Source organism: Micromonospora fiedleri, assembly GCF_016774385.1.
Taxonomy (GTDB): Bacteria; Actinomycetota; Actinomycetes; order Mycobacteriales; family Micromonosporaceae; genus Micromonospora; species Micromonospora gifhornensis.
Window position 1 is genome coordinate 273,397 of the sequence record NZ_JAETXL010000002.1, and the last position, 12,375, is coordinate 285,771.

The following is a 12,375-nucleotide window of genomic DNA, read 5'->3' on the forward strand; positions in this document are numbered from 1 at the left end:
GGCAGCGACGAACCGCCGCACCCTAACAGCTAGCGATCGGCGAGGTGGTCCCCTCGCCTGCCGCGCCGACGGCGTCCGGGGGCGTTGCCGGCGGCCAGGGCACGGTCCCGGGTGGCCCAGGCGACCATGAACACGGCCGTCCACGCCGCACCCAGCAACACCGCGGCGACGGTGCCGCTGGCCGTACTCAGTCCCAGGTAGAGGCGGGCGCCACCGATGCCGACCACGCCGGCCACGGCGGTGGTCCACAGCGCCACCGCGACCGGCCACCGTGCCTCGCGGGACAGCAGCCAGGCCAGCATGCACAGGCTGGCCGTCACCACCGCGCTCTGCGTGGAGAAGTGCGCCACCCGGCCGTCGGCGGCCAGCTCGGTCACCACCGCCAGGACCACCAGCGGCACGAACGCGCCGATCGTGCCGACCACGCTGAGCAGGTCGGCCTGCCACGGCCGGTGCCGCCAGGCCTGCACCGCGGCGACCACGGCCACCAGCACGATCAGCACCGAGCCGCGCAGCACCGAGACGGCGAACTGCGTCACCTCCACCGCGTCGGGCGTCCGACGTGCCGCGAACCACCCGCCGATCACGCCGTCGACCAGGGCCAGGCCGCTGTGCCGTACCGCCGCCCGCATCGTCCCGGCGACCGCCAACGCGACCAGGAACAGCAGCCCCACCCCGGCGGTCAGGTTGGCCAGCAACGCCCAGGTCGGCCCGAACCGCATGCTGAGCAGGAAGAACAGCAGCCCGTACCGGGCCGACAGCCAGCGCACCGGCGGCAGCCGGGCGGCACGTTTCAGCAGCGCCCGCACCGGGTCGGGGTTGCGGCCCAGCCACCGGCCCGCCAGCACCACCGCCACCAGCGCCGCCACCAGGGCCAGGAACGCCCCGGTCGCCTGGCCCAGCAGCCGGGACACCGTCTGGTACGACTCGCCCGCCAACCGGCCCGCCAGCACCGACGCGCCGACCCAGGTGATCACCCCGGCCAGGTTCCACGGCGCGAACCGCCGGTACGGCATGCCCGCCGCCCCGGCGAGCCGAGGCACCAACGTACGGGCGAAGGCCACCCACCGCGCGGTGAAGACTCCCCGGCCGCCCATCCGCGCCACCATCGCGTCGGCCCGCGCCCAGCGGTGCGGCCCCACCCGGGCGCCCCACCGGCTGGCCCGCAGCCGAGGCCCGTACCGGCGACCGGCGCGAAACGCCACCGCGTCCCCCACCGTGGCCGCGAGAATCATCACCAGCAGCGCCGGACCGAGCCGGAGAGTGCCGGTGTACGCGAGGAAACCGACGAGCAGCAGGGTGGCCTCACCGGGAGCGACCAGCCCGACGATCACCGCGGTCTCCGCCGCGACCACCAGCGCCGCCACCACGTAGATCAACCAGGACGGCAGGTGTTGCACCGAACTCAGCAGTTCATGCACGCCGGCCCCCCGGGGTCACCTCAGCAAGGCTGCCCCGTCAGTGTGACAGCACCGACATGTGGCGCAGCGCACTCGCCCATCGGCGACCCCGACGCGGCATCTCGTCCGCACAGGCGGGAGGATGGAACTCATGCAGCTTCGCACCGACCTCCGCAACGTCGCCATCATCGCTCACGTCGACCACGGCAAGACCACCCTGGTCGACGCCATGTTGCGGCAGGCCGGCGCCTACGGCGCCCGGGGCGAGGTGACCGAGCGGGTGATGGACTCGATGGACCTCGAACGAGAAAAAGGCATCACCATCCTGGCCAAGAACACCGGCGTGCGCTACCTGCCCGCCGACGGCTCCGACCCGGTCACCATCAACATCATCGACACCCCCGGTCACGCCGACTTCGGTGGCGAGGTGGAACGCGGGTTGACCATGGTCGACGGGGTGGTGCTGCTGGTCGACGCCAGCGAGGGCCCGCTGCCGCAGACCCGGTTCGTGCTCCGCAAGGCCCTCAAGGCCCGCATGCCGATCATCCTGGTGATCAACAAGGTGGACCGTCCGGACGCCCGGATCAAAGAGGTCGTCGACGAGGCGTACGAACTCTTCCTCGACCTCGACGCCGACGAGGCGCAGATCGACTTCCCGATCGTCTACGCCTGCGCCCGCGACGGCATCGCCTCGCTGACCCAGCCCGCCGACGGTTCCGTGCCGCAGGACAGCACCAGCCTGGAGCCGCTGTTCCGTACCCTGCTGGACACCATCCCGCCGCCCGCGTACGACGAGCAGGCGCCGCTGCAGGCCCACGTCACCAACCTCGACGCCTCCCCGTTCCTCGGCCGGCTGGCGCTGTGCCGGGTCCGGCAGGGCACCATCGCCAAGGGCCAGACCGTGGCCTGGTGCCGCACCGACGGCAGCACCCAGCGAGTTCGCATCTCCGAGATGCTGATGACCGAGGGCCTGGAGCGCAAGCCCGCCGACTCGGCCGGGCCGGGCGACATCATCGCCGTCGCCGGCATTCCCGAGATCATGATCGGCGAGACCCTGGCCGACGCGGAGAACCCGCAGCCGCTGCCGTTGATCACCGTCGACGAGCCGGCCATCTCGATGACCATCGGCACCAACACCTCACCGCTTGTCGGTCGGGTCAAGGGCGCCAAGGTCACCGCCCGGATGGTCAAGGACCGCCTGGACAAGGAGCTCGTCGGCAACGTCTCGCTGCGGGTGCTGCCCACCGAACGCCCCGACGCCTGGGAGGTGCAGGGCCGAGGCGAGCTGGCGCTGGCCATCCTGGTCGAGCAGATGCGCCGCGAGTCCTACGAGCTCACCGTCGGCAAGCCCCAGGTGGTGACCCGGGAGATCGACGGCAAGACCTGTGAGCCGGTGGAGCGGCTGACCATCGACGCCCCCGACGAGTACCTCGGCGCGATCACCCAGCTGCTGGCCACCCGCAAGGGCCGGATGGAGCAGCTGGTCAACCACGGCACCGGCTGGATCCGGATGGAGTGGCTGGTCCCGGCGCGCGGCCTGATCGGCTTCCGCACCGAGTTCCTCACCGAGACCCGGGGCACCGGCATCCTGCACCACGTCTTCGAGTCCTACGAGCCCTGGTTCGGCGAGCTGCGTACCCGTAACAACGGCTCGCTGGTCGCCGACCGGGCCGGCAACGTCACCGCGTTCGCGATGACCAACCTCCAGGAACGCGGCCAGCTCTTCGTCGAGCCCGGCACCGAGGTGTACGAGGGCATGATCGTCGGGGAGAACTCCCGCTCCGACGACATGGACGTCAACATCACCAAGGAGAAGAAGCTCACCAACATGCGCTCGTCGACCGCCGACGAGACCGAGAAGCTGATCCCGCCGCGCAAGCTGTCGCTGGAGCAGGCCCTGGAGTTCTGCCGCGAGGACGAGTGCGTCGAGGTCACCCCGGCCGCCGTACGCATCCGCAAGGTGACCCTCGACCAGACCCAGCGGGCCCGCGCCACCGCCCGCCGCAAGCACGCCGGCTGACCCTCGCGCGGATGTTAAGAAGGGGCCCCTTCACCTCACCAGACGGTAAGAAGGGGCCCTTCCTTTCCGTTACCCTCGGCGGGTGATCTTCGACGGGTTGGACGCGCGACTCGATGAGGTGCCCGGGACGATCTCGGTGTACGCGGGTCGGCTCGACGCGCCGCCCACCTGGACCCGGCACACCGAGGTCACCCACTACGCGGCGAGCACGATGAAACTGGCCGTGCTCGCCGCGGTGCACCACACGGCGGAGACCGACGGCCCGGACCTGGACACCCCGGTCGAGGTGACCAACCTGTTCACCTCGGCCCGCGCGGGCGCCGCCCCCTTCTCCTGCGCCCCGGCGTACGACAACGACACCGAGGTGTGGGATCGACTCGGGCAGCGGGTGCCGCTGCGGTGGCTCGCCGAGCGGATGATCGTACGATCCAGCAACCTCGCCACGAACCTGCTCATCGAGCACGTCGGACTGCCCGCCGTGGCGGAGGTCTGGGCGCGCGTCGGCGCCCGGCACAGTGTCACCCGGCGGGGCATCGAGGACTTCGCCGCCCGGGAGGCCGGGATCAGCAACCTGGTCACCGCCGCCGACCTGGCCGCCCTGCTCGACGCCGTCGCCACCGGCGTCACCCGGCCCGGACCCATCGCCTCACCGGCCGGCTGCGCGACGATGCTCGACGTGCTCAGCGGGCAGCAGATCCGGCAGGACATCGCCGAAGGGCTGCCTGCCGGCACCCGGCTGGCTCACAAGAACGGCTGGGTACGCGGGGTCCGGCACGGTGCCGCCGTGGTCTTCCCCGACGACGCCGCCCCGTACCTGCTCGTCGTCTGCACCACCACCCCGCTCGACGACGACCAGCGCAGCCAGGACACCGACGCCGACGCCCGCGAACTGGTCGCCGACATCTCGGCGCAGGTCTGGCAGGCTCGCCACGACCTCACCACGGCCGACCCGCGCTGAGCCCCGCCGGCGCGGCCTCGCCTCAGCGTCCCGCCCCGGTGAGATCCCGTCGCCGGTCCCGCGACGACTTCACCAGGCTGGCCACCGTCGCCACGGCCAGGATGCCCACGATCGCCAGCAGGGACAGCCAGATCGGGATGTGCGGCGCCCAACCCACCGGCTCCCCACCGTTGAGGAAGAACAACGAGTTCTCCGCCAGCGCCTCCAGGATGAGCTTGACCCCGATGAACCCGAGCACCACGGCCAGGCCGTAGCTCAGGTAGATCAGGCGGTTCAGCAGTCCTCCGAGCAGGAAGTACAGCTGCCGCAGCCCCATCAACGCGAAGACGTTGGCGGTGAAGACGAGGTACGGCTCGTGGGTGATGCCGAAGATCGCCGGAATCGAGTCCAGCGCGAAGAGCAGGTCGGTCGTCCCGATCGCGATCATGACGATGAGCATCGGGGTGAACATCCGTCGGCCCTGCTCGCGGGTGGTCAGCCGCGCGGCGTCGTAGCCCCGGGAGATCGGCAGCGCGCGCCGGCTCCACCGGATCAGCACGTTCTCCTGGAACTCGTCCTCGGCCGACTCGCCCTGCCGGGCCAGGTTGATCGCGGTGTAGATGAGGAACGCGCCGAAGATGTAGAAGACCCAGCTGAACTGTGAGATCAGCGCCGCGCCCAGCGCGATGAAGCCGCCTCGCATGATCAGCGCCAGCACGATGCCGACGAGCAGCACCTTCTGTTGGTACTGCCGGGGCACCGCGAAACGGGCCATGATGATCATGAAAACGAAGAGGTTGTCCACCGAGAGGCTGTACTCGGTCAGCCAGCCGGTGTAGAACTGCCCGGCCACGCTGCCCCCGGCGGTGAGCCAGAGCCCGACGCCGAAGAGCAGGGCCAGTCCCACGTAGAAGGCAACCCAGAGGCTCGACTCACGCACGCTCGGCTCATGCGGTCGACGCCCGATGATGAACAGATCCACCAGGAGCACCGCGGTCAGCGCGACGAGCGTGATCGCCCACACGAGTCCGGACACGTCCAACAGTCTCATCCTCCTGGCAGACCCAGCAACCGGCACATGCACGCCTCGCCGGAGACGGGGCCGAGCGCCGACCATTCTGGCGTACGACAACCATCGATCGTCGAGCGGTGCCGCCTCGGGGTTGCCCTCGGTCACCCACCCTAGGCTTCCTAGGAGGCTAGGTGTAATTCGCCGCGCCTGACCGGGGTGTGAGAATCGGGGCGGTCGCCCACCGAGGCACGTCCCGCCATGGCAGGCTGCCGGCATGGTTCTTGAGGTCGCGCTGATCGACGTGGTACCCGGCCAGGAAGACGCCTTCGCCGCCGCGTACGCCGAGGGACATCCCGTGCTGGCCGGCACCCCCGGTTGCCGCTCGGTACGGATGACCCGGGGTGTCGAATCGCCCTCCCGCTTCGTGCTGCTTGTCGAATGGGACTCGGTCCAGGCGCACGAGGAGAACTTCCGGGCCAGCGAAAGGTTCGTCCGGTGGCGGGAGTTGATCGGCCCGTACTTCGCCAGCCCGCCCCGAGTCGAGCACTTCGTGGACGTGCCGGCCTGACCTCGCCGGTACCACCGATCCCGACGCCGACCTCAGGCGTCGGGATTTTGTCGTATCCCTCGCTTATCCTGCGCCTCGCGTCGGCACCACTCCCGACGGCTACGGGGGCGCCGGGCGAGGTGCCGACGCACCCAGCTCACCCGTCGAGCCAGCCGGCCAGCACCCGTGCCGTCTCCTTCTCCGGCAACGCCGCTTCCAGCAGTTGCTGCGTCACCCGCTCGTACCGGTCGACGTCGGTCGCGGTGGTCAACCGCACGTCCGTGGTCAGCGCCTCCAGCATCACCGTCCGAGGATCCGCCGGGTCGGGAAAGGAGTAGCAGGAGAACGGAGTCAGCGGCAGCGGCCCGGCCCCGGCCCCGCTCGGCAGCAGCCGGATCGTCACGTGCGGCAACTCGGTCAGGTCGAGCAGGTGGCGCAGTTGACCACGCCAGACCTCGTCGGGATCACAGGCCGGCGCGCAGGCCACCTCGGTGATCAGCGCCGTGTAGCGCGGCGGCTCGACCCGACGCAGCACCGCGTGCCGGGCCGCCCGGGCCCGCAGATCGGCCTCCACATCCACCTGGGGATCGATGAGCTGACCGGCGACGATGCGCAGGCGGGCGTACGCCGAGGTCTGCAGTAGACCCGGTACGACGCAGGGCTGGTATTCCACTATGCCCGCCGCGCCGGCTTCGAGCTCGGCGTAGGTGCGCTGCCGCTCCCCCATCTCGCCCAGCGCCTTCCACCAGCCACGGCTGGTCGCGGCGTCGCGGGCGATGACGATCAACGCATCGCGTTGCGACGGCGGCACCTGGTAGACGTCGAGCAGATCCAGCACGTCGGCCAGATCGGGGCGGCTCTGCCCCAACTCGATGCGGGACAGCTTGGAAGTGGATGCCCAACCGAGCCGGTCACACACCTGTTCCAGTGTCAATGTCTCTCGTCGCCGCAGCTGTCGCAGCTCGGCTCCGAGCCGCGCTCGTCGAATGACCGGACTCGTTGGCAACGGCATTCCCGCCTCCCCACGCAGGGAGAGTACGCACGACGATCACCCAGCGCAATAGGATGCTCGCATTCCGCTACTCTCCCCGGCCGGAACAGCTTTCGCCGAGAAGAGTGCCGTCGGCCCGGATCACCGCACGCCGGCCGCGTCCATCCCCCGCAGTTCCTTCTTCAGCTCCGAGACCTCGTCGCGGATCCGGGCGGCCAACTCGAACTGAAGCTCCCGCGCGGCGGCCAGCATCTGGTCGCTGAGCTCCTGGATGAGCTGCGCCAACTCCGCCCGCGCCATGCCTTCCCGCGCAGGCGTGGCAGCACCGGCCCGGGCCCGACTACGGGTCTCCTTCACCGGCGCCTTGCCCCGGGACAGTTGCCGCACCGCACCGCCCACCCGGGTCGCCTCGATGTCCTCCGCCTCGCGGTAGATGTCGTCGAGAATGTCGTGGATCTTCTTCCGCAGCGGCTCGGGTGAGATGCCGTGCGCCTCGTTGTGCGCGATCTGCTTGGCCCGACGCCGGTCCGTCTCGCCGATCGCGTCCGCCATCGACGGCGTGATCTTGTCGGCGTACATGTGGACCTGGCCGGAGACGTTACGGGCCGCCCGACCGATGGTCTGGATCAGCGACCGACCGCTGCGCAGGAAGCCCTCCTTGTCCGCGTCGAGGATCGCCACCAGCGAGACCTCCGGCAGGTCGAGGCCCTCCCGCAGCAGGTTGATGCCGACCAGCACGTCGTAGTCGCCCCGGCGCAACTCCCGCAGCAGCTCCACCCGGCGCAGCGTGTCGACCTCGGAGTGCAGGTAACGCACCCGGATGCCGTTCTCCAGCAGATAATCCGACAGATCCTCGGCCATCTTCTTGGTCAGCGTGGTGACCAGGACCCGTTCGTCGCGCTCGGTACGCAGTTTGATCTCGTGCATCAGGTCGTCGATCTGGCCCTTGGTCGGCTTGATCACGACCTCCGGATCCACCAGACCGGTCGGACGGATCACCTGCTCGACGAACTCGCCCTGGGCGTGCTCCAGCTCCCACGGCCCCGGGGTGGCCGACAGGAACACCATCTGACCGACCCGCTCCAGGAACTCGTCGAACCGCAACGGTCGGTTGTCGGCGGCGCTGGGCAGCCGGAACCCGTGGTCGATCAGCATCCGCTTACGGGAGGCGTCGCCTTCGTACATGCCGCCGATCTGCGGGATGGTCACGTGCGACTCGTCGATGACGGTGAGGAAGTCGTCGGGGAAGTAGTCGAGCAGACAGTGCGGCGGGCTGCCGGGCAACCGGCCGTCGATGTGCATCGAGTAGTTCTCGATGCCGGAGCAGAAGCCGACCTGCCGCATCATCTCGATGTCGTACGTGGTGCGCATCCGCAGCCGCTGCGCCTCCAGCAGCTTGCCCTGGCGCTCCAGCTCGGCCAGCCGCTCGGCCAGCTCGGTCTCGATGTCGCGGATCGCCCGCTCCATCCGCTCCGGCCCGGCCGCGTAGTGCGTCGCCGGGAAGATCAGCAGGTGATCCACCTCGCGCACCACGTCACCGGTGAGCGGGTTGAGGTAGTAGAGCTTCTCCACCTCGTCACCGAAGAGCTCGATCCGGACGGCCAGTTCCTCGTACGCCGGAATGATCTCCAGCGTGTCGCCGCGGACCCGGAACGTGCCGCGCTGGAAGGCCATGTCGTTGCGGGTGTACTGGATGTCGACGAGGCGACGCAGCAACTGGTCGCGATCCAGCTCCTGGCCCACGGCGACCCGCACCGCCCGATCGAGATATTCCTCCGGGGTACCGAGGCCGTAGATCGCCGACACGGTGGCCACCACCACCACGTCGCGGCGGGTCAGCAACGACATCGTCGCCGAGTGCCGCAGCCGCTCGACCTCCTCGTTGACCGAGGAATCCTTCTCGATGTAGGTGTCGGTCTGCGGAATGTACGCCTCGGGCTGGTAGTAGTCGTAGTAGGAGACGAAGTATTCCACCGCGTTGTCCGGCAGCAGCTCGCTGAACTCCTTGGCAAGCTGCGCGCAGAGCGTCTTGTTGGGCGCCAGCACCAACGTGGGGCGCTGCATCCGCTCGATCAACCACGCGGTGGTGGCGCTCTTGCCGGTGCCGGTCGCGCCGAGCAGAACCGTGTGCCGGTCACCGCGACGCACCCGCCGCTCCAGCTCGTCGATCGCGGCCGGCTGGTCGCCGGCCGGCTGGAACTCGCTGATGACCTTGAAGCGACCGTCGAGCCGGGGAATGTCGAGCGCCATACCATCCACGGTACGCGGGGGGCCTGACACTCCGCGGCGAGTACGCACCGCACGTGACCGGCCTCAATATTCGCATTGTGTGGTTCTTCTCACCCGGCTACCCTTTCCCCGTAGGCCGCTCGCGGCGGCCGACCGGGCAGGTGGCGGGCCGCACAGGTCATGCTGCCGCCGGCGCAGTGGGGTCGCAGCACCCGGATTTGCGGCGTGCGCACCCGACGTGGTCGCGCGGACGACGCGCAGACCGGCCGCCGCGAGCGCCCCTATGTCGTCACCCGATCCCGGTCCGAGGCGTTCACTCTCCGTGGAGAACAGTTCGCGACCGACGTCCGGTGCCCGAAGCGACCATCGGCACCGCGCCGGCCCGCGCCGACATCGCGCCGGCATCGGGCCCCCCGCCGGCATCGGACTCGACGGATCGCCGGCCGCCGGCCTGCCCGGACGGGCCGGCACCCGCCGGGCCGCGCTCTCCCACCGCCTGCTCGGTTCAGCCACCGACCCCACCGGCGCCGACGCAGCCGACGACGACCTCGCCGGGGCCGACGAGGAGGCCGACGAGGCCCGGCAGAGGTCCGCCCGGCGACGGCGGCTCACCCTGACCGGGCTCGCGCTCACCGCCGTGCTCTCCGCCGTCATGCTGGTGGTCACCCTGGTCACCTGGCCCCCGGACGAGCCGGCGGCACGTGACATGACCTCGGCCGAACGGGACCGGTTGGCGGTCATGCGGGTGACCAACCAGCGCGACCTGCGCGCCGGGTTGCACGTCACGATCGGCGCCGGCACGAACCGCACCGACCTGCTCGGCTGGGTCGACTGGGCCCGGCAACTGGTCTACGTCGACGTGGGTGGGCCCGGTGCCGGCGCGCTGCGCGGTCTGGCGCAGGCCAGCCCGGCCGTGCTGGTGTCCCGGCCCGACCCCACCGCGGTACCGGCACCCGCGATGCCGCCGCTGATCCCTCCGGTCGACGGCTGGCGGATCCCTGCGGAGCAGCGGCTCACCCCGCTGCTGACCATGATCTTCGCGCTCAGCGCCGAACGTCCCGACCCGGCCGACGACCTGTCGGGCCGGTGGGTCGGCCGGGACCGACGAAACGGGGAGGACGTCGACATCCTGGAGGCCGCCCCGCCGGGCACCGGCGCAGCGGGCACCACCCGCTACTGGCTGGACAGCGCCGGCCGGCTGCACCGGCTGGAGACCACGGTCGCCGCGCTCGGGCGGGTCACCGTACACCTGAACCGCACCGATCGGCCGACCCTGCGGCCGGTCGACGCGCTGGGCGGCCGTCCCGGCCTGCCCCGCGCCCTCACCACCGCCGAACGCGACAGATGGCTGCACCTACCCGCCCGGTTACGGGCCGCCGGTGGTGCCGCCGTCACCCTGACCGTGCCCGCGTCGGCCGACGCCAACCTACGCGGCACCGGCTGGTTGAGCTGGACCTCGGGCACCGCCTACCTCGGCGTCACCGACCTGGACAGCCCCGATTCCCCCCGCACCCTGGTCCGCCGGGACCGCACCGGCGTCACCCGGATCGACGCGTCAGCGTCGGACGACCAGGCGGGCCCACCGCCGCTGCCACCACCGGCCACCGGATGGCGGGCCGGCGCGCACCGCACCGACGCGCTGGACCCACTCGTGGCGCGGGCGCTACGCGCCGCCCGCGGCGGTGGTCCGACCGGCAACCCGCACCGGGTACGCGGCGACAACCTCGCCGGCTCCGTGGTCGACGTCGTCGAGGTCGGCACCGGCGCCGGCCGGACCCGTTACTGGATCGACCGTTCCGGCCTGCTCCGCCGGTTGGAGCTGCCGAGCAAGGCCGGCGCCTGGGCCCAACTCGACCTGACACCCGGCCGGGTGCCCTCGTTGACCAGGCCGACCAAGGCTCGCTGACCGCGGGCTACGGACGCCATCCGGTCCTGGCCGCCCACTCCTCCGCCCGCAGGTGCTCCTCGTCGAACCACGGGTCCTTCGCCGTCGCGTACGTCCCGCTGTCCGGTGCCGAGGCCGCCAGTTCCCGCTTGAGCATCAGATAGGCGGCCCGCCGGTCCGGATCGGCCCGCAGGTGGTCGCGCATCAGCAGGGCGTACCGCCAGCCGGGTGACCCGGTCACCCGCAGGTGCAGGTGGACCGGACGGGCCGGGTCGGCGCTGCCGTGCAGGCGCTTCTCCCACCGGCCGGTGCCCGCCGGCCGTGGGGTGTCCCACCAGTCACCGGGCATCCGGGGGAAACCGGCGTCGGCGAGTCGCTGCGCCAGCGGCCCATCGGCCTCGGCCAGGGACGGCACGCCGAGTTGGATGTCGATGACGTCCTTGGCTGCCAGCTCCGGCACCGCGGTGGAGCCGATGTGGTCGATCCGCAGCTCCGCCGGGGCGATCGCGTGCCGGATCCGGGCGGCCAGCCGGGCGTACTGCTGCGGCCAGGTCGGATCCGGTTCGGTAAGCGTCACCCGCTGCGCCCGGACCGCCCGCCGATGCCGCACGTTCTCCTCGTAGGGCACCAGGCGGTCGTCCCAGAGCGCGTCGACCGCCGTGTGCAGCTGCGCCAGGGTGCCGTCGTTGCTGAGCAGCACGTCCGCCACCGCGGCCCGACTCGCGTCGTCGGCCTGGCCGGCGATGCGCCGCTCGGCGTCCGCGCGGCTCATCCCCCGGTCGCGGGTCAGCCGCTGCAACCGGGTCGCCAGCGCCGTCTGCACCACAACCACAAGGTGGTACGTGGGTGCCAGCCCCACCTCCGCCAGCAGCGGTACGTCGTTGACCACCACGGCGTCGGGTGCCGCGGCAGCGACCAGCTCGGCGGTACGCGCCCGCACCCGGCGGTGAACGATCGCCTCCAACCGGCGGCGGGCAGCCTCGTCGGTGAAGACCACGTCGGCGAGCGCGGCCCGGTCGAGGGCGCCGTCGGCGTCCAGTACCCGCGCGGAGAAGGCGGCCACCACCTCGGCCAGCCCGTCGGTGCCGGGGGCCACCACCTCCCGGGAGAGTTGGTCGGCGTCGACGAGCACCGCGCCGCGCTCGACCAGCCGCCGCGCCACCGCGCTCTTGCCCGAACCGATCCCGCCGGTCAACCCCACCTTCAGCACGGCACTCAGTCAACCCGATCATCGCCGCACCGCCAAACAGGAGCCCGCCATGTCCGCGCCCGGCGAGCCTCATTCACAGCCGCGAGTGCCCCGAGGTGGGCCTGGTGCGCCCCACCCGCATCCGCAGATGGCGAGGGCCCCGCC

Annotated in this window: 9 protein-coding genes; 4 read left to right on the top strand and 5 right to left on the bottom strand. The window is 71.1% G+C overall.

Annotated elements, in window-relative coordinates; all coding sequences use genetic code 11:
• Positions 1-29 precede the first annotated feature (29 nt).
• Positions 30-1,421, bottom strand: a complete 1,392-nt coding sequence (locus tag JMF97_RS05245) for a DedA family protein (protein ID WP_203220489.1) — start codon at positions 1,419-1,421, stop codon at positions 30-32.
• Between the two features lie 130 nt (positions 1,422-1,551).
• On the opposite strand from JMF97_RS05245, the gene typA reads away from it, so the two are divergent.
• Together typA and JMF97_RS05255 are read left to right on the top strand one after the other, a co-directional pair.
• Entirely contained in the window at positions 1,552-3,420 is a 1,869-nt protein-coding gene (gene typA / locus JMF97_RS05250; RefSeq protein ID WP_203220490.1) for a translational GTPase TypA, read from the top strand.
• Positions 3,421-3,502: 82 nt separating this feature from the next.
• Positions 3,503-4,378, top strand: coding sequence for a serine hydrolase (locus JMF97_RS05255; RefSeq protein ID WP_203220491.1), 876 nt, complete (start codon positions 3,503-3,505; stop codon positions 4,376-4,378).
• Positions 4,379-4,400: 22 nt separating this feature from the next.
• Here the strand turns inward: JMF97_RS05255 and JMF97_RS05260 are convergent, their stop codons facing one another.
• Entirely contained in the window at positions 4,401-5,399 is a 999-nt protein-coding gene (locus tag JMF97_RS05260; protein WP_203220882.1) for a TerC family protein, read from the bottom strand.
• Positions 5,400-5,643: 244 nt separating this feature from the next.
• Between JMF97_RS05260 and JMF97_RS05265 the strand changes: the two genes are divergently transcribed.
• Positions 5,644-5,937, top strand: coding sequence for an antibiotic biosynthesis monooxygenase family protein (locus JMF97_RS05265; protein WP_203220492.1), 294 nt, complete (start codon positions 5,644-5,646; stop codon positions 5,935-5,937).
• A gap of 136 nt (positions 5,938-6,073) precedes the next feature.
• Here the strand turns inward: JMF97_RS05265 and JMF97_RS05270 are convergent, their stop codons facing one another.
• Positions 6,074-6,928 carry a helix-turn-helix domain-containing protein gene (locus JMF97_RS05270; protein ID WP_203220493.1) on the bottom strand — a complete coding sequence of 285 codons (855 nt, stop codon included), beginning with the start codon at positions 6,926-6,928 and terminating at the stop codon, positions 6,074-6,076.
• Between the two features lie 120 nt (positions 6,929-7,048).
• Positions 7,049-9,157, bottom strand: a complete 2,109-nt coding sequence (uvrB, locus tag JMF97_RS05275; RefSeq protein ID WP_203220494.1) for an excinuclease ABC subunit UvrB — start codon at positions 9,155-9,157, stop codon at positions 7,049-7,051.
• 301 nt (positions 9,158-9,458) lie between these two features.
• Here uvrB and JMF97_RS05280 point away from each other — a divergent pair, with 301 nt between their 5' ends.
• Entirely contained in the window at positions 9,459-11,042 is a 1,584-nt protein-coding gene (locus JMF97_RS05280) for a hypothetical protein (RefSeq protein ID WP_203220495.1), read from the top strand.
• A gap of 7 nt (positions 11,043-11,049) precedes the next feature.
• Here the strand turns inward: JMF97_RS05280 and coaE are convergent, their stop codons facing one another.
• On the bottom strand, positions 11,050-12,231 hold the full coding sequence (gene coaE / locus JMF97_RS05285) for a dephospho-CoA kinase (RefSeq protein ID WP_203220496.1): 1,182 nt from the start codon (positions 12,229-12,231) through the stop codon (positions 11,050-11,052).
• Positions 12,232-12,375: the final 144 nt, after the last annotated feature.

Bases quoted from the DNA above. Each gene is read 5' to 3' on its own strand.
- JMF97_RS05265 (WP_203220492.1), top strand. From the start codon at position 5,644: ATGGTTCTTGAGGTCGCGCTGATCGACGTGGTACCCGGCCAGGAAGAC.
- typA (WP_203220490.1), top strand. From the start codon at position 1,552: ATGCAGCTTCGCACCGACCTCCGCAACGTCGCCATCATCGCTCACGTC.
- uvrB (WP_203220494.1), bottom strand. From the start codon at position 9,157: ATGGCGCTCGACATTCCCCGGCTCGACGGTCGCTTCAAGGTCATCAGC.
- JMF97_RS05270 (WP_203220493.1), bottom strand. From the start codon at position 6,928: ATGCCGTTGCCAACGAGTCCGGTCATTCGACGAGCGCGGCTCGGAGCC.